At 70.2% G+C, this 21,788-nt stretch carries 17 protein-coding genes and 5 pseudogenes; 11 read left to right on the forward strand and 11 right to left on the reverse strand.

Annotated features, from left to right (window positions below; all coding sequences use genetic code 11):
* The 4 genes from ACF1GV_RS38835 to ACF1GV_RS38850 form a co-directional block, all read right to left on the reverse strand.
* On the reverse strand, positions 1-3,699 hold a 3,699-nt coding region (locus ACF1GV_RS38835; RefSeq protein ID WP_391691132.1), incomplete at its 3' end, for a beta-ketoacyl synthase N-terminal-like domain-containing protein.
* Positions 3,700-3,787: 88 nt separating this feature from the next.
* On the reverse strand, positions 3,788-4,651 hold the full coding sequence (locus ACF1GV_RS38840; RefSeq protein ID WP_391691135.1) for a thioesterase domain-containing protein: 864 nt from the start codon (positions 4,649-4,651) through the stop codon (positions 3,788-3,790).
* Positions 4,635-4,901, reverse strand: coding sequence for an acyl carrier protein (locus ACF1GV_RS38845; RefSeq protein WP_363268111.1), 267 nt, complete (start codon positions 4,899-4,901; stop codon positions 4,635-4,637). Before ACF1GV_RS38845 ends, ACF1GV_RS38840 begins: the two co-directional genes overlap by 17 nt.
* Positions 4,902-5,488: 587 nt before the next feature.
* Positions 5,489-6,916, reverse strand: a complete 1,428-nt coding sequence (locus ACF1GV_RS38850) for a carotenoid oxygenase family protein (protein ID WP_391691138.1) — start codon at positions 6,914-6,916, stop codon at positions 5,489-5,491.
* A 132-nt stretch (positions 6,917-7,048) separates the two neighbouring features.
* Between ACF1GV_RS38850 and ACF1GV_RS38855 the strand changes: the two genes are divergently transcribed.
* From ACF1GV_RS38855 to ACF1GV_RS38875, 5 genes and pseudogenes are all read left to right on the forward strand, one after another.
* Positions 7,049-7,615 carry a PadR family transcriptional regulator gene (locus tag ACF1GV_RS38855; protein WP_391691141.1) on the forward strand — a complete coding sequence of 189 codons (567 nt, stop codon included), beginning with the start codon at positions 7,049-7,051 and terminating at the stop codon, positions 7,613-7,615.
* A gap of 167 nt (positions 7,616-7,782) precedes the next feature.
* Complete coding sequence (locus tag ACF1GV_RS38860; protein ID WP_391691144.1) at positions 7,783-8,247, forward strand: TetR/AcrR family transcriptional regulator; 465 nt, start codon at positions 7,783-7,785, stop codon at positions 8,245-8,247.
* A gap of 316 nt (positions 8,248-8,563) precedes the next feature.
* On the forward strand, positions 8,564-9,088 hold the full coding sequence (locus tag ACF1GV_RS38865) for a hypothetical protein (protein ID WP_391691147.1): 525 nt from the start codon (positions 8,564-8,566) through the stop codon (positions 9,086-9,088).
* A 68-nt stretch (positions 9,089-9,156) separates the two neighbouring features.
* Positions 9,157-9,251: pseudogene (locus ACF1GV_RS38870) on the forward strand (antibiotic acetyltransferase); the annotation flags it as partial.
* 80 nt (positions 9,252-9,331) lie between these two features.
* Positions 9,332-9,790: a hypothetical protein gene (locus tag ACF1GV_RS38875; protein WP_391691150.1), complete on the forward strand. Its 459-nt coding sequence runs from the start codon at positions 9,332-9,334 to the stop codon at positions 9,788-9,790.
* A 142-nt stretch (positions 9,791-9,932) separates the two neighbouring features.
* On the opposite strand, the gene ACF1GV_RS38880 is transcribed toward ACF1GV_RS38875, so the two are convergent.
* The 4 genes from ACF1GV_RS38880 to ACF1GV_RS38895 form a co-directional block, all read right to left on the reverse strand.
* Complete coding sequence (locus ACF1GV_RS38880; RefSeq protein ID WP_391691153.1) at positions 9,933-12,872, reverse strand: carbohydrate binding domain-containing protein; 2,940 nt, start codon at positions 12,870-12,872, stop codon at positions 9,933-9,935.
* 201 nt (positions 12,873-13,073) lie between these two features.
* Positions 13,074-14,777 carry a carbohydrate-binding module family 20 domain-containing protein gene (locus ACF1GV_RS38885; RefSeq protein ID WP_391691156.1) on the reverse strand — a complete coding sequence of 568 codons (1,704 nt, stop codon included), beginning with the start codon at positions 14,775-14,777 and terminating at the stop codon, positions 13,074-13,076.
* A 521-nt stretch (positions 14,778-15,298) separates the two neighbouring features.
* Positions 15,299-15,433, reverse strand: a complete 135-nt coding sequence (locus ACF1GV_RS38890; RefSeq protein WP_391691159.1) for a hypothetical protein — start codon at positions 15,431-15,433, stop codon at positions 15,299-15,301.
* 508 nt (positions 15,434-15,941) lie between these two features.
* A complete protein-coding gene (locus ACF1GV_RS38895) occupies positions 15,942-16,340 on the reverse strand; it encodes a VOC family protein (protein WP_391691162.1) in 399 nt (132 codons plus the stop codon).
* A 91-nt stretch (positions 16,341-16,431) separates the two neighbouring features.
* Here ACF1GV_RS38895 and ACF1GV_RS38900 point away from each other — a divergent pair, with 91 nt between their 5' ends.
* Complete coding sequence (locus tag ACF1GV_RS38900) at positions 16,432-17,421, forward strand: helix-turn-helix transcriptional regulator (RefSeq protein ID WP_391691165.1); 990 nt, start codon at positions 16,432-16,434, stop codon at positions 17,419-17,421.
* A 63-nt stretch (positions 17,422-17,484) separates the two neighbouring features.
* Here the strand turns inward: ACF1GV_RS38900 and ACF1GV_RS38905 are convergent.
* Positions 17,485-17,969 (reverse strand): annotated as a pseudogene (locus ACF1GV_RS38905) (LysR substrate-binding domain-containing protein); the annotation flags it as partial.
* Between ACF1GV_RS38905 and ACF1GV_RS38910 the strand changes: the two are divergent.
* From ACF1GV_RS38910 to ACF1GV_RS38925, 4 genes and pseudogenes are all read left to right on the forward strand, one after another.
* Positions 17,969-18,337: pseudogene (locus ACF1GV_RS38910) on the forward strand (oxidoreductase); the annotation flags it as partial. The pseudogenes ACF1GV_RS38905 and ACF1GV_RS38910 sit on opposite strands and share 1 nt — an antisense overlap.
* 95 nt (positions 18,338-18,432) lie before the next feature.
* Positions 18,433-19,083, forward strand: a complete 651-nt coding sequence (locus ACF1GV_RS38915; protein WP_391691167.1) for a fumarylacetoacetate hydrolase family protein — start codon at positions 18,433-18,435, stop codon at positions 19,081-19,083.
* Positions 19,080-19,356 (forward strand): annotated as a pseudogene (locus ACF1GV_RS38920) (SDR family NAD(P)-dependent oxidoreductase); the annotation flags it as partial. The gene ACF1GV_RS38915 and the pseudogene ACF1GV_RS38920, both read left to right, overlap by 4 nt.
* Position 19,357: 1 nt before the next feature.
* Positions 19,358-19,477, forward strand: a pseudogene (locus tag ACF1GV_RS38925) (CoA-transferase); the annotation flags it as partial.
* A gap of 180 nt (positions 19,478-19,657) precedes the next feature.
* Here ACF1GV_RS38925 and ACF1GV_RS38930 read toward each other — a convergent pair.
* Entirely contained in the window at positions 19,658-20,188 is a 531-nt protein-coding gene (locus ACF1GV_RS38930) for a hypothetical protein (protein WP_391691169.1), read from the reverse strand.
* On the reverse strand, positions 20,185-20,487 hold the full coding sequence (locus tag ACF1GV_RS38935) for an Ada metal-binding domain-containing protein (protein ID WP_391691172.1): 303 nt from the start codon (positions 20,485-20,487) through the stop codon (positions 20,185-20,187). The genes ACF1GV_RS38930 and ACF1GV_RS38935 overlap by 4 nt, the downstream gene beginning before the upstream one ends.
* Before the next feature lie 221 nt (positions 20,488-20,708).
* On the opposite strand from ACF1GV_RS38935, the gene ACF1GV_RS38940 reads away from it, so the two are divergent.
* Positions 20,709-21,692, forward strand: a complete 984-nt coding sequence (locus tag ACF1GV_RS38940; protein WP_391691175.1) for a carbohydrate kinase family protein — start codon at positions 20,709-20,711, stop codon at positions 21,690-21,692.
* Positions 21,693-21,788 lie beyond the last annotated feature (96 nt).

Raw genomic sequence — 21,788 nt, forward strand, 5'->3', positions numbered from 1 at the left:
CCCCAACTCCAGCATCTCCGCCGGATAACCCGTCTTCTGCGCCACCACCTCCAACAACACCGACGTCACCGACGCCACATCAGGCCCCACAGCAGGCGCGGGAGCCGGAGCGGCGGCCGGGGCGGCGGCAGCCGGAGCGGGTGCAGGGACCGCGACCGGAGCAGGTGCCGGAGCAGGTGCCGGAGCCGGGGTCGGGACCGGGACCGGGACGGCGGCCGGGAGCGCCGCCACCGCGGGTGCGGCCGGGACGGCCAGCGGCTCGCGGGCCGGGGCCGGGACGGCGGCCGGCGCGGAGGCGGCGTACGCCTCCGGCGCGGCGACAGGGGCGGCAGCCGTCGGCGCCGGGGCGGCCTGACCCGTCGGGGCGGTGCCGATCTCGAGGCCGGCCAGCTCGCGCAGGATCTCGTTGGCCCGCAGGTGGGTGCGGCCGATGGCCAGGCTGTGCTCCTTGACGGTGGTGACGCCGGAGAGCACCTCGTTCAGCAGGCCCTGGTCGTAGGCGCGCTCCAGCAGCCCGGCGAGGCGCTGGGCGCTGTCCAGCTGCCCGTTGAGGTACTCGTCGTGCAGCGCCAGGTGGTCGGCGACCACGTCGGCCAGGCGGTCCTTGTCCACGTGTGCTGTCTCCTGGGCTGTGAGGGAGGGGACGGAAGCCGGGGCCGGCGCGGGTGTGACCGGCGACGGCGCGAGGGCCACGGCGGTCGCGCGCTCGGCGGTGCCGGCGACCGGCTGGGTACCGGCAACCGGCTGAGGAGCCGAGGGCTGCGCGGCGACCGGCAGGGGCCGGGGCACGACAGGGGCAGCGGGGGCGGGCGCGGGAACGGGTGCGGTCGGCGCCGGCGTCGCGGCCGGCAGCGCGACCCGGTAGCCCGTCTCGACCGCCGCCCGGTACGCGGCCTTGCGTTCCGGCGAGACGTAGTTGATGCCGTTGAGCATGATGGCCATGCCCTTGACCGGCTGCTGCTCCACCGGCGCGGCCACATAGCGGTCCGCGGTCTGCAACGGGATGCCCAGCACCACGAGTTGGGCCACGGCCTGCTTCAGCGCCAGGTCCGCGTCCTTGCCGGGACCGGCGTCCACCGCCAGCGCGGTGTGCGGACGTTCGCCGAGGATGCGGCGCACCAGCTGGGTGAGCACGCCCTTCGGTCCGAACTCCACGAAGGTGCGGAACCCGGCCGCGTACATCTCCTCGACACGGGCGGCGAAGTCCACCGGATGGATCAGCTGCTCGGTCAGGATGCGGCGGTTGGCGGCCACGTCCGCGCCGTAGGACGCCCCACGGGTGTTGGCGTACACCGGGCCGCGCGGCTCGGCCACCTGTGCGGCCTCGACGTGGGTGCGGAACGCCTCCACCGCATGGCCGACATAGGGGGTGTGGAAGGCCGCGGAGACCGGCAGCCGGGACGCCTTGATCCCGGCCTCGCCCGCGGCGGCCACCAGATGCTGCACGGCCTCGGTGGCGCCGCCCACCACGATCTGGTCCGGCGCGTTGCGGTTGCACACGTGCAGCCCGGGAATGCCGGACAGTAGCTCCGCCACCCGCTCCTCGGGGGCGCTGACGGCGGCCATCGCCCCGGCGTCGAAGCCGGACTCGGCGGGCGGCGCCATCGCGGCGCCCCGGGCCCGGGCGAGGGCGAAGTACGTGTCGTCGTCCAGCGCCCCGGAAGCCCACAGCGCGGTCAGCTCGCCGAAGCTGTGCCCGAGGTAGCCTTCCGGCGCGAAGCCCAGTTCGCTGAGGTAACGGAACTGGCCTGCGGCGAGGGCGCCGATGGCGGGCTGGGCGTACTCGGTGGCGCGCAGCGCGTTCTCCTGTGCCGTGCGCGTGGCCTCGTCGAACGCGGGCGGCGGGAAGGCGATCCGGGAGAGCGGCTCGGCGCCCTGGAAGTGCCGGTTGGCGCGGTCGAAGGCGGCGCGCAGCGGGGGCAGCGCCAGCACGGCGGTCATGCCCGGGTTGACGTACTGGCTGCCCTGCCCGGCGAAGAGCGCGCCGATCTTGCCGCGCTCCCCGGCCTCGGCGGCGCGGCGGCGGAAGAAGATACCCTTGGGGTGCGACCAGGAGTCGGCGTCCGGTTGGGCCCGCAGCTGGCGCAGCGCCAGCTCGCGCAGTGCCGCCGCGTCCTCGGCGCCGCGGGCGGCGAAGGCGACGCGGGCATGGCCCTCGGGGACGGGGCCGGCCTGCGCGGGCGCGTCCTCGGCGAGCGCCGCCGTGAGCGCCGCGGTGTCGGCGGCGTGCCACAGATGCACCTGGGCGACCGGGAACATCACCTGGAGGTCCTCGCCCTCACCGTGCTCTTCGAGCACCAGGTGGAAGTTGGTGCCGCCGAAGCCGAAGGAGGAGACGGCGGCCCGGCGCTGCGGCCGCCGCGGGTCGCGGATCCAGGGCCGCAGAGCGGTGTTGACGTAGAACGGCCCGTTCGCGAAGTCGACGGCCGAGTTGGGCTGGTCGACGTTGATGGTGGGCGGCAGCACCTTGTGGTGCAGGGCGAGCGACAGCTTGATCATGCCGGCCGCGCCGGCCGCCGCCTTGGTGTGCCCGATCTGCGACTTGACGCTGCCCACGGCCGCGTACTGCCGCTCCGGCGTGGCCGCGGAGACGACGGCGGCGAGCGAGCTGAGCTCGGTGGCGTCGCCGACGGCGGTGCCGGTGCCGTGCGCCTCGAAGAGCTCGACGCTGGCCGGTGAGCAGTCCGCGTCGTGGTAGGCACGTTCGAGGGCGAGGACCTGGCCCTCCTTGCGGGGGGCGTAGATGGACTTGAAGCGGCCGTCGCTGGCCGCGCCGATGCCGCGCAGCACGGCGTAGACGCGGTTGCCGTCCCGCTCGGCGTCGCTGAGGCGGCGCAGCGCCAGCATGCCGATGCCCTCGCCGATCAGCGTGCCGTCGGCGTCCTGGTCGAAGGGCCGGATGCGGCCGGACTTGGACAGCGCCGGGGTCTTGCTGAAGCAGAGGTACATGAAGATGGTGTTCTCGGCGTCACAGCCGCCCACCAGCATGGTGTCGGCGCGGCGCTCCAGCAGTTCGCTGACGGCCGCCTTGACGGCGCCCAGCGAGCTGGCGCAGGCGGCGTCGACGGTCATGTTGATCCCGCCGAGGTCCAGCCGGTTGGCGATCCGTCCGGCGACCACGTTGCCGAGCATGCCGGGGAAGGAGTTCTCCTCCCAGGGGGCATAGGCCAGACGGAACTTGGCGGCGATCTCCTCGGCGTCCCGGTCGGTCAGGCCGCAACTGCGGACGACCTCCTTCAGGACGGGGGTCTGCAGGCGGGCGGTCAGCGGCTGGGTGAGCTGGTTGGCGCCGGTGATGCCCAGTACGACGCCGGTGCGCGAGGCGTCGTACCAGGGCTGGTCGGCACCGGCGTCCTTGAGGAGGTCGCGGGCGACCACCAGGCTGAGCAGCTGGAGGACGTCGGTGACCTCCAGGGTGTTCGGCGGCAGGCCGAACTCCAGGGGGTTGAAGGGCGTGTCCGGGATGAAACCGCCGCGCTTGGCGTAGGTCTTGTCCGGCACGGCCGGATCGGGGTCGTAGAACTCGTCTACGTCCCAGTGGGTGGCGGGCACGTCTTCGATGCAGTCGGCCGCCGCGGCGACGTTGCCCCAGAACTCCCGCAGGTCACGGGATTTGGGGTAGAGGGCGGACAGGCCGACGATCGCGATCGGGTCGCGGGCGAGCCGGCGGTCGAGGTCGGAATCCTGCGAAACGTTCACAGCGAGGCTCTCTCGAGGGTCGGGGCAGGGCAGCATGGCCCGGCCTCGTGGGAAGAGGGTGCGCCTACTGGCGAAGTTCTGCTGGCTCTCAGGCAGCGTCGAGCAGCGACGCGACGACGGCAGCGGCGTCAGCGCGGGTGAGCATGGTGTAGTGGTCTCCCGGACAGGTGTGCACCTGCAGGCCGTGCGGAGCGAGAGGCTCCCAGCCCAGCGTCCGGTCCCCCGGGATGAGGCTGCGCTCGGCCTTGACCAGCACCACGGGCACCGGCGCCGGCAGCGGGCGGTGCGGGTCCGTCAGCCGATTGTTGCGCAGCAGGCCGTCGACATAGGTGTCGTACAGCTTGCGCAGTCCCGGGAGCGGGGTGGAGGGCAGCAGCACCTCGTTGGCGACGGCGGCCTCCAGCACCAGCTTCAGGCCGTCGTCCACACCGAGGCCGGCCAGCCGCTCCGCGCCGATGTCCAGCGGGCGGCCCCGCTTGGCGCCGAGGTACATGCTGAACCAGCCGAGCAGCAGGGACGGTTCCAGGGCGTCGTCGTCCTGCTTGTACGCCTCGACGGGCGCGATGCTGTCCAGCAGCACCAGCCGGGCGGGACGGCCGTGCCGGGCGGGCAGCGACGCCATGGCGTGCGCCACCACGCCGCCGAAGGACCAGCCCGCGAGCACGTAGTCGCCCTCGAGGTGAGCGACCTGGACGGCCGTCTGCAGCCGGGAGGCCAGCGCGTCGATGGTGGTGGCGGCGCGGCCGCCGGTGAGCGCTGCCTGCCAGTACTCGGGCAGTCCGCCCAGGTCCAGCACGGTCAGCCCCACACCCGCGGGAAGCGCGTCCGCCAGACCGCGGTGGACGGACACGTCGAGTGCTCCGGGGTGGACCAGGTAGACCGTGTGACTGCCCGGGACCGCCGCGCGGTGGCGGTGGACGACGGGCCGTTCGGCGCTACGCGGTTGCCGCACGGCGGTCGCTCTCCTCCGCTATGTGAGCGGCCAGGTCCTTGATGGTGGGGTGGTACCACAGCGTGGTGGTGCTCAGCTCGAACCCCAGCCAGTTCTCGATCTCGCCGGCGAGGATGAGGGCTTCCGTCGAGTCGAGGTCCATCTCGTCGAAGTACATCTCGGGCGCGACCTCGGCCTGCTCTGTTCCGAGGCGGTGGGCGATCTTCTCGATCAGCCACTCCTGCGCCTGGAGCGCGCTCACTGCGGGCATGGTGGTTCCTTTCCTGGAAATGGGGAGGACCCGACGGGACAGAATGCGGCAGCGCGTAGCACACGCTTTCTGCGACGGACGCAAACGCGCATGGTTCCGCACGCGGCCGCGAATTGAACGACGGAAGCAACGAGGGTTTCACCGACTTGGAAGGAGACGGCGATCTCATCGCCATGAGAAGTCGCCGGAACGACGGATCCCAGTCCTCCTCACTCAGTAGTCAGACTGGATCCGGGTTTCGCTCGCCGGCGGTGGTGGGGCACCTCCGCGACCGGCTCCTCCGAGTCAGTTCTTGGAGTATAGAGCCGCACTTGAGGAAAACTAAAGAGGCAGTTCGTTAACAGTACGTATCGAATGTAATTCGTAAATGAACAAACGCAGCTTCCTGACTGGTCAGTCAGCACGGAAAGCGAAAGGTTGTCACTTCAACGAGCATAATCATGACCATGACAAGTCTTTATGAATAAAGGGCACACCTCATGGGGAGACGTCGACGACATTCCGCATCCTCATCGTTTCCGGATGCGGAAGGCGGGCGCCGATGCGGATGCGGAATCCGGAATTCAGCCGATCCCCCGAAGTCGCTGTCAGTCCCCCCGGACGAAGGTCCCGTGGAACCCGAACGGGACGGCGTGGGGGACCTCTGCCCGGCCCAGTTCCCGGAAGGTCCGCGCGTCGAGTACCAGGAGATACGACGACTCCGCCGCCGGACGCAGGACGATTGCGAGCACGACTCCGTCGTCCTCCGCTCCGTCCCGGCAGGCACCGGCAGGCGCCGCGACGAAGACCGGCTCGCCGGGGTAACAGCCCTCCTCCTGCCACAGAAGCGTGCCGCCGTCCCCAATGTCGAGCTTCACCAGCTGGTTGAAGAAGTCGTCGGTCCGGCGATCACGGGAGCCGACACCGTACGCGTAGCGGTAGCGCCGGCCGTTGTGCCGCCGATAGGCGATGCGCGGCAGCTCAAGGGATTCCTCCGACAGCGGCTCCGCAGTGACGGTTGCGGCGTCGGGATCCACGCAGAACCGTGTGGGCGTGGCCTGCGGAAGACCGCCGCCGCCGCGCAGGGAGTCGAGGTAGAGGGCCTCGATGATCGAGGCGTCCTCGTAGGCGCACAGGTCGATGAAGAGTCGGCCGTTCTCTTCCCAGGCGTTGATGTGGTGGAAGGCGAAGCACACCGGGCCGCGCAGTACCGCGCGCACCTGGCCGCCATCTCGGTCCATGACGATGAACCGGGTTCCGCGCTCCGGTTTCCATCGGTAGTTCTCAATGAAAGGGCGACCGCTCAACAGAAGCCTGAAGGGGTTCACCACGAGGGGGAATTCGACCAGCACCACGTGCCGGGATGTGATGGCGAAGCTGTGCATATAACCGGGCTCGTCGACACGGTGCCGTCCGAGCAGTTCACGGCGCGGCGTACCGCCCGGCCGCTGGCGATATAATCGGTATTCACTGTACCGCGAGAAGTGCGTCACATAATTGACGAGGTCACCGGTGACCGGGTCCTGGTGCGGATGCGCCGTCGTCAGATGCCCACCGAGTCGGTCGTCGTAATCGACCAATCCGACAGTGGCAAGGGTGTCCGGCGAGAACTCCACCGGCAATGGTGTTTCGGTGAGCGCGACGACCTGGTCGTCCCCGAATCGCGCGATGTTCACGTTCGGATTGACGGGCCGTGCGCGCTGGAAGAGCGTGAAGAAGCGGGCGAAGACGCTCCGGCATGGGTCGGTGGCGAATTCCTGGTAACGGATCCGCCCGTCCCGGAGAACGGCCCGGCTGCTCGGCGTGTCCAGGTAACGGTTGGCGTACTGCACCCTGCCGCTGTCGACGGCGAATCGATGGATCATGGCCTGGCCGTCGAACCAGTGACGGAAGCCCTTGGTACCGGCCTCGAACTTCGCCGGCCCGTTCCGCAGCAGCGTGCCGCTCAACCACTCGGGGATGCGCCCGCTGACCGGGAGTTCGACCGACTCGTTCTCGTCATCCAGGCTCTGTAAGCCCAGGCCGAATCGCGCCATGACTGTTCTCCCCCGTCGCGCCGTGCTCTTCCGGGCCCCCGCCCCTGTGACACAGTGGATCGACCGACCACAGTGGACTATCGACCGTCTGCATCATGTACCGTCCACTGTGGAGTGTCAAGGAGAGCCTTCATGGACAACCTCAATGCCACAGCCGCCACGCTCCTGGGATTCCTTCACGGAGGGGAAGCAAGCGGTTACGAACTCCTCGGCGTCGCCGAGGACGTCGTCGGCGCCTTCTGGACCGTCACGCGGAGCCAGGTCTACCGCGAACTCGCGGCCCTCGCCGAGCGCGGCCTGGTCGTCGCCGGGGACGCCGGGCCACGTTCCCGTGTCCGCTACCGCATCACCGAGCCAGGCCGGGAAGCGTTTGCGCAGTGGATCACTACACCGCCGGGTGCGGAACAGATCCGCTACCCCCTGCTGCTGACGATCGCTTTCGGCGGACATCTGGACCGCACCCGTCTGCTGTCCTACGTCGACCAGCATCGGACGGTCCACGAGCGGCGACTGAAGACCTATCAGGCCCACCTGGGCACCGCGGGGGTCGACGCCCACCAACGCGCCACCCTGGCCTTCGGCATCCGTTACGAGGAAGCGGTCCTCGCCTGGATGGACGACCTTCCCGCCATCCTCGGCCCGGTCGACGAGCGGTCCGCCGAGGGGCCGGATTCCGCCTCCTGCGGGAGGTGCGGATGAAGGATTCGGGGCGGGACGGCACCCCGGAGCGGGCCCGGAACACCGCCGCGCAGGCGGGAGCGCCGGCAAAGCTCCGGGGCGCGGCACAGGGGAGGGACCCGAGCCGACAAGGCGACGGGGCCGGCGTCGCTGCCCGTTGCACCGGGCAGCGGCGCCGGGACGAACTCGTGCGCGCCGCGGCGACCGAGTTCGCACGGACCGGCCTTCGCGGGACGTCGACCGCCGTCATCGCGGCGCGAGCCGGAATATCCCAGCCCTACGTCTTCCGCTTCTTCCCCTCCAAGAAGCGCCTCTTCATCGCGGCATGCGAGCAAGGCATGCGCCATGTGCTCGAACGCTTACGGCGGGCGGCGGCGGGGAGGTCGGGCACCGAAGCGCTGGACTCCATGGCCGTCGCCTACGCCGAACTCCGATCGAGGACGCCGTGGCCGCTCCTGCATCTGCAGTTGATCGCGGCATGGAGCGACCCGGAGCTCCGGGGCATCGCCTCCAGGATGACGCTGCAACTGACCGAATGCGTCGAAGCGCTGTCGGACGTGGCGGACGGCGAGCTGTGGGACTTCACGGCCAGAATCCTGTTCGCCGATCCGCTGAGGTCACTCTTCCCTTCTGATCAGGACACTTCGAGCTGAGCGACGAAGCGGGTAAGGCGGACACAGACGCCGCGGTCCCTTGGTGCGCGTCCACGTGACGCGGTGATCCCGTTCCTCGCGTCCCGGCGTCCTGGCGTACCCGCTCGTCGGGCTCGTACTGTGGGTGCGCACGGCCAGGGGAGCCGTCTCAACGCAAAGCGGGTAACACATGGGGGCATCAAGGGCGTTGGCCATACCGGCCGCCGCCGTCGCAGCGCTGCTCACTCTCTCGGGGTGTTCAACGGACACGCCCGCCGCCCAGGCGTCCCCGTCCGGCCTCGTTCAGTACACGGCTGCTCCCGACCCGACCACTCCGATGCAGAGCCCGAGCGCTGCCGCGCCCACGCAGTGCGTGAAGACCGCCGGCATGAACGTCCAGCAGCGGACCAAGTACCTGAAGGAGCTGCGCAGCGGCAGCGGTGAGTACCGGTCCAAGGGCCTGACGCTCGATTCCTCCGGCCTGAACTTCCTCCCGGAGGCCGTCCAAAGGCCGTGCGAGGCGGTCACGGTGAAGCTCGCCCACTACTGGGTCGACATCAAGAAGAGGAGGCAGGCGACCACCCTCGGCCCGGCCGCCTACGAGTACCAGTACACGCCGATCAGCGTTTCCTCCCACAGGGCCGGCCCGAAGGACGGCAGAGTCCCCGATACCGCGCCGCCGCAGGGCACCGTCTGCCGGGGCACGCTATCGGTCGTCTACCTCGGCGAAGACATTCCGCTGCGGGCCCTGCCGTACAGCCTGGAGCTGATCGATACGACTGCCCCCTACCCGGTCGAGGTGCATGGGGACGGGGTGCTGTCCGCGGTCTACATCGCGCCCGGCAGCCTGGAGTCCTGCTGACTACTGTGCCGGGGGCGGTTCAGCGCAGTCCGGCGAGGAGATCGGTATCGGGGTCCGGCCGCGCCGGTATGCCCGGCGTGCGGATCGCCGACGGCGCCATCGTCGCGGCCGGCGCGTGGTCACCGCCGACGTTCCGCCCTGCACGATCGTCGGCGGCGCCCCTGGTCACTGAACACGCCCTCATGGCGGAACCCAGGACGCCAACGAACGCATCGCCATGGAGCACGAGTTGGCGAAGCTCCTTTGACCCGGGTATCCATCGACGAGTACCCGGTGGCCGACAGCGCGGCCGGGCCGTACGCCCTCGCCGCGGGAGCGGACGGCGCGCTGTGGTTCACGCTCGTCCACGGCGGCCGGATCGGCCGGCTCGTCCCCGGCGAGGAGCCGACGAGTCACCGGCTCGACCCCGCCTGCGGGCCGACCGTCATCACACCGGGCCCCGACCGCGCGCTGTGGTTCACCGAGTACCGGGCTCACCGGATCGGGCGCATCACCGTCGACGGTGACGGCACCGCATGGTTCACCGAATGGGGAGGCAACCGCGTCGGCGCCATCACCCCCGACGGCTCTCTGACCGTCCACGGCCTGCCCACCCCCCACTCCGAACCGCACGGCATCGCCCCCGGTCCCGTCGGCGCCCTGTGGACCGCACTGAAGATCGGCGCACTCGCCCGCATCACTCCAGCGGACGGCGCCCCCTGACCAGGCTGCCCCCTTGCGGGCGATGTGCTCGACGAGGAAGTCCTGCTTCCGCCGGAGCCGGCGGCCAGGCAGGCGCTGCACCCGGCACCGGCGCGTGAGCGCGAGGTGCCGGGTGCCAGGTGCCGGGCGGTGTCTGCCGCGCCTACTTCAGATAGGGACCTGCCGTGCCGATCTTGCCGGGTGCCGCGTTCTTGCCGCCCAGGTCCAGGACGTACACCCGCAGGTTCCCCTTGCCGGGAGCGGCCACGGTGAGAGTGCCGTCGGTGACCGTCTTCACGTCACCGGTAACGGCGTCCTTGTAGACGCCGTTCGGGATGTTCCGGTACGTGGCGCCGTCGGTCACGGCCACCAGGGCGAAGCTGTCCACGCCCGTCGCGCTGTCCGTGTAGCGCCGCTTGAACGCCATGTTGCCGCTGATGTCGGCCGTCGAGTACTGGCCCATCTGGAGGGCGGGCACCGCTCGGCGGATCTGGTTGAGCCGCTGGACGTGCTTGACCAGGGGCGCGTCGAGGGTGGTGGCGACGGCGCCGGACGCGCTGGAGACTGTACCGAAGTCCGAGGCGGTCACGGTGCCTTGGAGCTTGTCGCCGTAGTAGGCGCGGCCGGTCGTCGCCAGCGGGCAGGTGGGGCCGCAGTCGATCTTCTGGCCCTTCTGGAACTCGGTCTCCGATCCGTAGTACAGCGTCGGGATGCCACGGAACGTCCACATCAGCGCCATGTTCTCGGCCCACGCGTCCGTGCCGCCGGCGTACCGCTCGCTGCTCTTGTTCGGGCCGTAGTCGTGGCTGTCGACGTAGACGACGTTGTAGGTGGCGTCGTTCGTCGAGTCGTCCGAGTCCTTGCCGTTGTTGTAGGCGTTGGACGCGTCACCGAAGTTCATGTGCATGCGCATGTCGATGATGTTCATGCCGGAGAACTTGCTGTGGTCGGGCGTGTGGTAGCTGTTCCCCTGCAGGAAGGCGTTGGTGGACGTCGGCTGGTTGCCGGTGCCGAGCTGTTCCTCGTAGTCGTACTGTTCCAGGGCCGCCTTCTCGTCGTCGGCGGAATACTCCTTGCGCTCCTTCCAGGTGTAGAACTGCGCGGAGTGGTTCACCGAGCCGCGATTCCACTTGTCGTTGACGAACGCGGCGACCTCGCCGAAGACGAAGAAGTCCTGCGCCTTGGCCGCCCCGAAGCGCTGCGTGACCCGTTCCTGGATGGCGGGCAGGAAGCGGCGATTCCAGGTGACCCGCGGGATGTGCACGGCTGTGTCGATGCGGAAGCCGTCGACACCCATGTCGATGTACTTGTTGTAGGCGCCGATCAGATAGTTCTGCACCTGCGCGTTCTCGGTGTTGAAGTCGGCGAGGTCCTCGTGCAGCCAGCACGAGCGGGAGTCCTCGCCCTCCCAGTTGCCGATCCAGCACTGGTGGTAGAGGGCCTTGGGGAACATACCGGAGGTGGGGCTCGGCCACTGGCAGTTGTAGAGGGTGTAGCCCTCGGGGCTCTTGGCGCCGGTGGGCTTGCCCCAGTTGAGGCAGGTGTTGCCGGTCGGTTCGGCCGTCGACCACAGGTCACCGTTGTAGTAGGACTTGCCGGAGACCGGCTCCACGGTCAGACCGTCGTACTCGAAGCCGTCCTGCTTCTGGTCGTAGTACCAGCTCCACTGGCTGTCCCTGACGCCGTACACGGTCGGCGTGAACAGGCCCTTGGCTCCCCAGCGGGAGGAGTGGTTGTAGACGACGTCCTGGTAGATCTTCATGCCCTTGGCGTGGGCGGCGTCGATCAGGTCCTGGTAGGAGGCTCCGGCGGATTCCAGGCGCGGGTCGACCTTGTAGAAGTCGTAGCCGTGGTAGCCGTGGTAGTCGTAGTCGGAACGGTTGAGGACGACCGGCGTGATCCATACGGCGGACATGCCGAGCGCCTTGATGTAGTCGAGCTTCTGGATCAGGCCCTTGAAGTCGCCGCGGAACATGGGGTCGTTGTTGGCGGCGTTGCCGGACTTCACGTGCTGGCTGCCGCCCCGGTTGTTGGCGCTGTCGCCGTCGTAGAAACGGGCGGTGAGCACGAAGTAGATGGGGTCCTTGCGGGGGTCGCCACCGAGCGGGGTGCCGGTCGTCTGCGTGGGCTGCTCACCGGTGGTGGCCCACGTCTCCGCGCTCGCAGCGGACACGTTGGCGGCCGCGTCCAGCGCCCTGACCGTGTACGTGTACGAGGTCTTCGCCTCGAGTCCCGTGTCGGAGTAGACGGTCGAGGTGACGGCGATGACCGAGGTGCCCTTGGTGCCGCCGGTGCGGGTGATCTGGTAGCCGGTCACGCCCGTGTCGTCGGTGGCGGCGTCCCAGGTCAGGACGATGGACGTGCCGGTGGCGGTGGCCTTGACGCTGCCCGGTGCGGAGGGCGCGGTGGTATCGGGTTCGGCGGCGGAGCACGGGTCCTTGGCGCCCTTGGTGACGGTGCCCGCCTTGACGGTGCTGGTGCCCAGCCCGAGCTGGTAGTTGGCGCCGTTGTTGTTGTCCCACGTGCCGTTGCCGTTGTTGAAGGCGGCCTGCCACGTGGCCGCCGAGCCCAGGTCGACGGTCTTCTTCACCCAGCCGGTGCAGGCGGCTTCCATGCCGATGCCGGGCACGGTCGTCCAGGAACCACCGGACGGGGCCCAATGCAGGTTGTACGTGGACCAGGTGGTGCCGGCCGTCGAGTAATAGACGGTGGCGGCGTTCCCCCCGGCCGGGTCGGTGGCGGCGCACGGGTCGCTGTGGGCGACGACGCCGTCCTTCACCGTGATCAGGCCGGTGCCCAACAGGTAATTGTTCCCGCCGTTGTTGTCCCAGGTGCCGTTGCCGTTGTTGAAGGTGGCCTGCCACGTGGTCGCCGAGCCCAGGTCGACGGTCTTCTTCACCCAGCCGGTGCAGGCGGCTTCCATGTCGACACCTGGCACGGTGGTCCAGGAACCACCGGACGGGGCCCAATGCAGCTTGTAGGTCGTCCAGTTGGTACTGCTCGTCGAGTAGTAGACAGTGGCCGTGCCGCTGCCTGCGGCGCTCGCCCGGGCGCCGGCGAACGGTGCGACCGGCAGCAGCGTCACCAGGATTGCGGCGATCACGGCGAGTACGAGGCCTGCCGGGCCTGAGCGACGCCTGCGGAACGGTCCGCGGCGCGCGCGATGTCGTCGTACGAAGAGGGTCACGAGAACTCCTGGGTCGGGGCCGCGGCGGTGCGGCCTGACTGCGGCCGTCCCCGCGCGCGCCTCGGGGGGACGACCGTTCGGATGGTCCGCGGGTGAAACCCGCGGGTGTGCGTGCGGTCAGCCGCGCCAGGTGTCGGACAGGGCAACGGTGCCGGCGGCGGAGACCGTGGCGGTGCGGTTCGCGCCGCTCTCCCAGGTGACGGTGCCGTTCGCGTCCTTGCGCAGGTACTTGTACTCGAAGGACGTCCCGGCGGGCAGGGCGACGTCGAGCTTCCAGACCGGGTACGTGGCCGGGTCGAGCTTCAGGGCGTTTCCGGTGTTCCAGTTGCCCAGCGCCGCCTGGTTCCCGGTGACGTAGATGTTCTGGCCCCACGTGGTGGTGGCGTTCACGCTGAAGGACGCGCCGGTCACCGGGGCGGGGCCGGTCGTGGAGCCGCCGTCGCCACAGGTCTTGGCGCCGACGTGCAGGGCGAGGGCGGTGTTCGCTCCGAGGGTGGCGGTGAACTGGCCCGAGGCGTTCACGGTGACGCCCTTGCCGCTCTGCACGTCGCAGTAGTCGCCGGCGGGCAGCGAAGTCTGGAAGGTGCGGGTCAGCGACGAGGTCTCGTGGTTGATGACGACGTACGCCTTGCTGCCGCGCCCGAACGCGATCTGGTCGCCGCCGTTGTCCCACCAGTCGGTGACGGCCTCACCACGTGCGGCGTTGCGCAAGCCCACCATGGACGAAATCTCCCGCCAGGCGTGCTGGCACTTCCACCCGTCGGCATAACAGGCATGCACTGCACCGGAGTTGGGCGGGCCGGCGTCCTTGTCGGTCCACTCGTAGCCGGAGTGTACGTCGGGTGAGCCGTACGGCCAGGCCAGCATGAAGACGCTCGCGAGCGTGTAGGTGGCGCTGTCCTTGTAGTTGAGGGTGTCACCGCCGCGCTCGGTGTCGTGAGTGTCGACGAACACCGCCGACTTGCCCGAGGGCAGGTAGCCCCAGGACTCGCCGAAGTTCTTCAGGTAGGCGAGTTTCTCGCCGTTGAAGACACGCTTGAGGTCGCGGGCGTAGCGGAACTCCTGGATGTCGCCGTTGCCGAGGTACTCGCTCGGCGAGACCGCCTCGCCTGCGCCGTAGATGACCTCCTGCTTCCAGTACGCGTTCGGGTTCGTCAGGCGCGACTTGATGTTAGCGAGGTCGGCCGCCGCCATGTGTTTGGCAGCGTCGATCCGGAAGCCGTCGACGCCGAGGGAGAGCAAGTCGTTCAGGTAGCCGGCGATTCTGCCGCGTACGTGGTCCTCGCCGGTGTCGAGGTCCGCGAGTCCGACCAGTTCGCACTCCTGGACGTTGGTGCGGTCCTGGTAGTTGCTGATCGTCGCCGTGCAGTTGTCCATGTCGGCGGACGAGTAAAGACCCGGGTAATCGTACTTGGTGTGCGAGGAGCCCCCGGTGCCGGTGCCGGAGCCGGCGGACATGTGGTTGATGACCGTGTCGACGACGACTTTCACGCCCGCCGCGTGGCAGGCGTCGACCATGTTCTTGAAGGCAGCGCGGTCACCGAGCCGGCCCGCGATCTTGTAGCTGACGGGCTGGTACGAGGTCCACCACTGGGAGCCCTGGATGTGTTCCTGCGGCGGGGAGACCTGGACGTAGCCGTATCCGGCCGGGCCGAGAGTGTCGGTGCACTCCTTGCCGACCGAGGCGAAGTTCCACTCGAACAGCACCGCGGTGACGTCCCTGTCGCCGGGCGGTGCCGCCTGGGCCGGGGCCGGGACCGCGACGGCAGCAGCGGCTCCCGCCAGGGCGGCGAGTGCGGCGGCCACGGACTTTCTGGCCATGGTGTCCTCCTGATGCGAAGGGCAACGCGCCATGCCCGTAAGACCGTTGGGGGGAGCTCATATGCTTACAGTCACTTGCTGCAAGCCCTTGCAGTGGTGACCGTACGAGTGCCCGAAGCAACGGTCAACCCTCCGCGCAGCTCCTTCTCAACAGGCCTCAGAAATCGGCGGACTCCAACTGCAAGCCCTTACGCAAGACTTGCACCGGTGTTATGTTCAACCACGCCTCCGGTCCGGCGCCGAGGGCTCGGTCGTTCCGGGTTCCACGCGCCCGGCGTCGGATCGGAGGTCTCAGCCGGCAGCGGCGTGCGCATCCTCGTGAGTCGAGCCGCGGCGGCTTCGCCGCACCTCGGTGACGGCACTCGACAAAGACGGGCCCGGGGTTGAGGTCTCGCCAGTCCCCCAAGTGAAATCACGCCCATGCCCCCGGCACCCGCAAGGAACAGGCCGGTGGTGACCGCGGTGCGCCCAGCCGCGAGGAGGAAGGGGTACACGCGATCGCGCACGGCCTTGGCGGCGGTTCAGGCGGTCGAAGTGATCGCTCGGGTGATGCCGAGCCGGTGGATCTCCAGGACCTCACCGGCGTGCCCGGCGCCCAGCGCGGCGATGCGGACGGCCGTGATCGCCGAGGTGGGGCGGCCGGGCAGGCGCGCCACGAGCTCCCGCCGGACCTCGGGGGGGGACGCCGTCGATCCGCAGCAGGCTCACCCCGGGCGGCAGCACCGGTGAGAGCCGGGACGGCACCGTCGTCACGCCGAAGCCGCCGGCGACCAGTTGGAGCTTCGTCAGCCAGTCGCGCGCGGAGTGGAGGATGCGCGGCCGTCCGGGCAGGCCGGGCCAGACGCCGAGCAGCGGCTCGGAGCTCGATGACGGGGTGGCCAACCACGCGGCGTCGGCCGGCTCGTCGACGTGCAGCGTGGTGCGTCCGGCGAACTCTCCGGTCGACGGCACCGCCACGACCGGAACACCCCGAGCCGCACCTGTTCGGTTCGCGGGACGGTGCCCGTGAGCTCGCGCTCGGCCGCTGCGAGGGGGGCCAGGACCGTGTGGGCGTGCCGCAGCAGGATCAAGCCGGAGGGCGTGAGCCGTACCCCGTCCGGGCGGCGGCCGCGTTCACGGGGAGCCCTGGGATCTCAGGGCCCCCGTGTGCGGCTGTGCGTGGCGTCAGCGTGCGAACTTTTCGATGGCCGCCGGGCTGACGGGGGTGAAGAAGTTGACGAGGTTGCCGTCGGGGTCACGGAACAGCAGCGACCGGTTGCCCCAGGGCATCGTGGTGGGCCCAGCGACGAAGTCGGTGACGAAGCCGGTCAGGTTCTGGTGAACGCGGTCCACGTCGTCGACGAGGAATTCGGTGATCACGCTGTGGTTGTCCGCCGGTCGGGCAGAGCCCGGTGCGAACAGCGGGACCGTGCGGGTGCCGGCGATCGCGAGGATGGCGCCCGCGGTCTTGAGTTCGGCGAAGTCCTCGGTGGCCCACGTCGCCCGCGCCCCTGTGGCGCGCTCGTAGAACTCGACGAGGCGCGCTACGTCGCCGGTGATGATGCGGATCGAGACGAAGTCCATGGATCTCCTTGGCTGTGCTGGAGGCGTGCACGTCGCAGACTAGGAGAAATAGGGGACAGGATCGGTCCTGTATTCGCGTTAGGCTGCGGCCATGCCTCGACCCACCGGCCGCGTGCTGACACTCCTGGAACTGCTGCAGTCGGGCGGCACCCGGACGGTGGCCGAACTCGCCGACCGGCTCGGCGTCGAAGGGCGCACCGTGCGCCGGTATGTGGCCCAGCTGATCGACCTCGACGTGCCCGTGGAATCGGTGCGCGGCCGCTACGGCGGCTACCGGCTCGCCCCCGGGTACCGCTTGCCTCCGCTCATGCTCAGCGACGACGAGGCGCTGGCCGTGCTGCTCGGCCTGGTCGCCGGCCGCCGAGCAGGACTGACGACGGCGCAGCACACGGCGAGTGAGACGGCATCGGCGAAGATCCGGCGGGTGCTGCCCAAGCACATCGCCCGTCGGCTCGACACGCTCCTGGCAGCTCTCGCCTTCACGGATCAGCCCGGCGAGTTCGACTCCCCGGACGCTGGGGTCCTGCTCACCATCGCCGATGCGGTGCGCCACCACCGACCGGTCTCGATCCGCTACACCGACCGTGTTGGACGGCGCAGCGAACGCACGCTGCACGCGTACGGGATCGTCGCCCATGCCGGCCGGTGGTACGTCACGGGCAAGGACGCCCAGATCGGCGAGGACCGAACCGTCCGGCTCGATCGCATCGCAGACGCGCGGACCCTGTCCGGCTCATTCGAAGCACCGGTGGGTCCCGGTCCGGCACAGCGTCTGTTGTCAGGGTTCGCCACGGCCGAGTACCGGCATGAGGTGACCTTGCGGATCCACGGGACAGTCGAGCAGATCCGCGCCCACCTTCCGGCCGGCGTCGCGAGACTGGAGGAGCACAAGTCCGCGGCCGGCGAGGACCAGGCGACCGAGCGCTGGCTGCGCGTCGAGCTGCGGGCGGAGCGGCTCGACTGGTTGCCTCCGGTACTCGCCTCACTCGACCGGCCGTTCGTCATCGAGCGCCCCGATGAACTCCGCGACCTCGTCACCGCGCTCGCCGATCGCCTCACGTCCTATGCCCGCCGAACCTGATCGCGGGGAGCCAATGTCATGAGAGGGCACACCTAGGCGCTGCGCGGCTTGCGGCGGCCGCTCCTATTCTTCGGGGCCGTCTTCTTCGCCGCCGTCTCCTTCGCCGCGGCCTTCGTCCGCGCGCGGCAGTCGGGCCCCGACCCGCGCGGCCGTGTCGCGCAGCCAGATGTGGGCCGCGTCATGGGTGTGGACCGGATGCCACCACATCGCTTCCCGCAGCGGTACGGCCTCGTACGGCGGCTCCACCGCCCGCACCGCCGCGACCGGCTCCATCAGGCGGGCCAGCCGTGCCTGGATCAAGGCGATGCGCCGGGTGCCGGCGATCATCAGGGGCAGCAGCTGGAAGTTGTCGACGGAGACCTCGACACGCGGCTCGATGCCGAGCATGCCCAACTGCCGGACCGCGGGGGCGTCGTAGGTACGCTGGTACGTCACCCAGGGCAGACGGGCCAGGTCACCCGGGTGAGCCGGTCCTCGACGCCAAAGTGGTCCCGCGCCACGAGGAACACCCAGCGGTCGTCGTAGAGGTCGGTGGCGGGGAAGTCGCTCGATGGCGCTCGCCAAGGGCCCGCACACCTCCCTGCACCACGTCTCCTTCGAGATGCGCGGCATCGACGAGTACATGCGCGGCTCCGGCCGCGTGATCCGCGCCGGGTTCAGGAAGATCTGGGGTCCCGGCCGGCACATGGCCGGTGACAACACCTTCACCTACTTCCTCGACCCGCACGGCAACACCGTCGAGTACACCACCGAGCTGGAGTGCCTGGACGAGGACACCTGGCACCCGCACGTCTACGACTTCTCGCAGCCCGAGGTCACCGACCAGTGGGGCACCGCGAACCCCATGAACGAACTGGTCGCCAAGGAGTCGTTCAACGACCCCGACCGCGGCGTCTTCGTCGCCCCGCCCGTCTGATCCCACCCCCTCGCTCCCGGGGGCGCGGCCGGCCTGTCACCTGCCCTGACTCAGTCCCACCGCGCCCCCGGGCCCAGCCTGCCCGGAGCCGCACCATGCGTTTCGCCGCCTACGAACACCGTCACCGCCGCCGCGTGGCCGTCGTGCAGGACGACGGCACCCTGCTGCCGCTGCCCGGCGTCACTTCGCTCACCCACCTGCTCCGGGAGTCAGGCGGTCTGACGGGCGAACAGGCCCGTGAGCACATCGTCGGCTACACGGTCTTCAACGACTGGTCGGCCAGGGACCTGCAGTCCGCGGAGATGAGGGTCGGCCTCGGCCCCGCCAAGGGCAAGGACACGGCCACCAGCCTCGGCCCGTACCTGGTCACCGCCGACGAACTGGAGCCCTACCGGGACGCCGACGGCTTCCTGCGCCTGGCGCTCACCGCGGAGGTCAACGAGGAGGTCGTCGGCCAGGACCTGCTGTCCAACATGAGCTGGACGTTCGAGGAGATGACCGCCTACGCCTCCCGCGGTACGCGGGTGCTGCCCGGCGATGTGCTGGGCTCCGGCACCTGCGGCAACGGCGGCTGCCTCGCCGAACTGTGGGGGTTGCGCGGCGAGCGGACGCCGCCGTCGCTGAAGCCCGGTGACACCGTCACCCTCACGGTGGAAGGTATCGGCAGGGTGTCCAACACCGTCGTCCCCGGCGCGGACCCGGTGCCGCTGCCCGCCGGCCGGCGCCGGTCCCGGGAGCGGCCGTGAGCGCCCCGCACTCCAAGAGGCTGCTGGGCAAGGGGGGTCGTGGTCACCGGCGCGGCACGTGGCCAGGGCGCCGCCGAGGCGGAGGCGCTGACCCGGCAGGGCGCGCGGGTGATCCCCACCGCCGTACGGCCGGAGGGCGACTGCCGCCGCCTCGACGTGACCAGTGAACAGGCCTGGGCCGACCTCGCCGCAGGCCTGAGGGAGCCGTACGGGCAGGTGCACGGGCTGGTCGACAACGCGGGCATCACCTGGCGCGCCCGCGTCGGTGAGGTCCCTGATGGAGCACACCGCCAAGGACGGCTCCCCGAAGATCCTCGAGGAGTGCAGCCTGCCACTCACCGGCGAGGGGTGCGTCCACCACGTCATCACCGACCTGGGCGTCCTTGACGTCACTGCATGGAGGACGCCTCCAGCGTGGTGGGACCTGCACACGCAATCCCGAGCAGGACGTGTTCGTCCGCATCGGCGGCGCCGGCCCCGGCCTCGCCACCAACTCCGTGGTGGTCAACCGCCACAACGTGGTCATCGTTCGCGGGCCACGAAGAGCAAGAGCGCAGCCGACAGCGGCCGGCCGTCACTCGCCGTCGGACTCGACGACCCAGCCCCGGCGGACCGTCCACACCCTGCCGTCCGCCGTCGCCCCGCACATCCCCTCCAGGACGCCCGGCCCCGCTGCGGTCACCAGACGCGAGTCGCCGGCGGACGCGAAGCCGAACGTGCGGCGCGGGTCCCAGTCGGTGCTGTGCCGCAGCCGGCGGCTCATCTGGGCCCAGCCGACCGGCGCCGCGGCCACCACCCAGGCGTCCGGCTCGGGACGGGTCAGACGGCGAGCCTGGCGCAGCCATGACGCGGCGTCCTCAGGCCAGTCGACCACCACGGCCAGCCGCCCGCCGCTGCTGAGCCAGGCGTCGGCGAACGCCTCGGCGGTGTCCTTCGACGCGGCGTCCCGGCCATGGCCCAGCGCGACGCTGCCGCCGCGGAACCCGGCGCCTTCCAGCAGAGCGAGCACGCGCGCGAGTTCGCGGCCGGTGTGCGGCCGGGCCGCGGGCCAGGGTGCGTAGTCGGACAGGGCCGCCGGAAGCAGCCGGGGAGAGGGCTCGTTCATGACGGCTCCCCCGTGCGCCACGCCCGGTGGCGATCGGGAAGGCAGACCGCGCACGGCCGGTATCCCGCCGCGAGTGCGGTCGCCTCGTCCGCGAAGAACACCCGGTGGCGCACGTAGTTCCCGCGGGCGATGTGCCGCAGCGCGGAGGGGCAGTCCAGCCGTCCGTAGATCCGTCCGCGCCGGTAGCCGCCGAACCGGCCGGCCACGTCGCTGCGGTAGGGCCGCCCGTCAGTGTCGATCAGCGTGTATCCGCGAAGCGCCGCCGCGGGAGCCGTGCCGTCCAGCCGTCGTCTGTCCACAAAGGCACTGTGCATCATCCCGAACGGCCGTACCAGCGGTATCCGGACGTCCACCCCGCGGCCGGCGGCGGGTGACCTGGATCGGCGCTTCAGTGGCGCGCGGCAGGCTTGCGTGCCGGGGCAGCCCCACCCTGCCGGGCCCGGCCCCGGCGCCCCGCGCGACCCGGCCGCCGGGCACCGGGCCGCACCCTTCGACCCCGGGTTCAAGGAGAGAGACCGTCGTGCGAATCGCCGTGACCGGCTCGATAGCCACCGACCATCTGATGTCCTTCCCCGGTCGGTTCACCGACCAACTGATCGCCGACCGGCTGGAACAGGTGTCCCTTTCCTTCCTCGTCGACCGCCTCGACGTGCGGCGCGGCGGTGTCGCCGCCAACATCGCCTTCGGACTCGCACGGCTGGGACTGACCCCGCGTCTGATCGCCGCCGCGGGAGTCGACTTCGCCGAGTACGAGGCGTGGCTGCGCGCCGCCGGGGTCGACACGGACTCCGTCAGGATCAGCGAGACACTGCACACCGCCCGGTTCGTGTGCACGACCGACGAGGCCCAGAACCAGATCGCCACTTTCTACTCCGGGGCCATGGCCGACGCCGCGAAGATCGACCTCGCCGCGGAGGCGGCCCGCTGCGGCGGCTTCGACCTGGTGCTCGTCGGCGCCGACGCCCCGGAGGCGATGCTGCGCCATACCGAGACCGCTCGGCGTGCCGGCATCCGCTTGGCCGCCGACCCCTCGCAGCAGCTCGCCCGCCTGAACGACACCCAGGCACGTCACCTCGTGGACCGCGCGCACCTGCTGTTCACCAACGAGTACGAGTCCGCCATGCTGCGGGAGCGCACCGGCTGGAGCGAACGGGACATCCTGCAACGTGTCGGTACCTGGATCATCACCCGGGGAGCGGACGGCGTCTCCCTGGCGCGGTGCGGTCGGCCCCGTCTGGACGTGCCGGCCGTCCCCACCGCGAAGATCGCCGACCCGACCGGGGTGGGGGACGCGTTCCGCTCCGGATTCCTCGCCGGCCTGAGCTGGGACTGGCCCGAGGAACGGGCGGCGCAGCTCGGTTGTGCGATGGCGTCGATCGTCCTGGAGACGGTCGGCACACAGGAGTACAAGCTGCTCGCGGTGGATCTGATCGAGCGTGTCGAGCGCGCGTACGGGCACGACGCCGCCCGTGAGATGGAGCCGCGCCTGGCGGGGCTGTCATGAGCGCGCTCCGAGAGGCGCTCGCCACGCGTGTGGTGGTCGCCGACGGTGCGATGGGCACGATGCTCCAGGCGCAGGACCCCACGCTGGAGGACTTCC

The organism is Streptomyces sp. NPDC014006 (assembly GCF_043088925.1).
In the GTDB taxonomy this organism is placed as follows: Bacteria; Actinomycetota; Actinomycetes; order Streptomycetales; family Streptomycetaceae; genus Streptomyces.

Coding starts and splice junctions, on each gene's coding strand:
- ACF1GV_RS38845 (WP_363268111.1), bottom strand. CDS start 4,901: ATGCCCGCAGTGAGCGCGCTCCAGGCGCAGGAGTGGCTGATCGAGAAG.
- ACF1GV_RS38850 (WP_391691138.1), bottom strand. CDS start 6,916: ATGGCGCGATTCGGCCTGGGCTTACAGAGCCTGGATGACGAGAACGAG.
- ACF1GV_RS38855 (WP_391691141.1), top strand. CDS start 7,049: ATGGACAACCTCAATGCCACAGCCGCCACGCTCCTGGGATTCCTTCAC.
- ACF1GV_RS38865 (WP_391691147.1), top strand. CDS start 8,564: ATGCAGAGCCCGAGCGCTGCCGCGCCCACGCAGTGCGTGAAGACCGCC.
- ACF1GV_RS38885 (WP_391691156.1), bottom strand. CDS start 14,777: ATGGCCAGAAAGTCCGTGGCCGCCGCACTCGCCGCCCTGGCGGGAGCC.
- ACF1GV_RS38895 (WP_391691162.1), bottom strand. CDS start 16,340: ATGGACTTCGTCTCGATCCGCATCATCACCGGCGACGTAGCGCGCCTC.
- ACF1GV_RS38900 (WP_391691165.1), top strand. CDS start 16,432: ATGCCTCGACCCACCGGCCGCGTGCTGACACTCCTGGAACTGCTGCAG.
- ACF1GV_RS38915 (WP_391691167.1), top strand. CDS start 18,433: ATGCGTTTCGCCGCCTACGAACACCGTCACCGCCGCCGCGTGGCCGTC.
- ACF1GV_RS38930 (WP_391691169.1), bottom strand. CDS start 20,188: ATGAACGAGCCCTCTCCCCGGCTGCTTCCGGCGGCCCTGTCCGACTAC.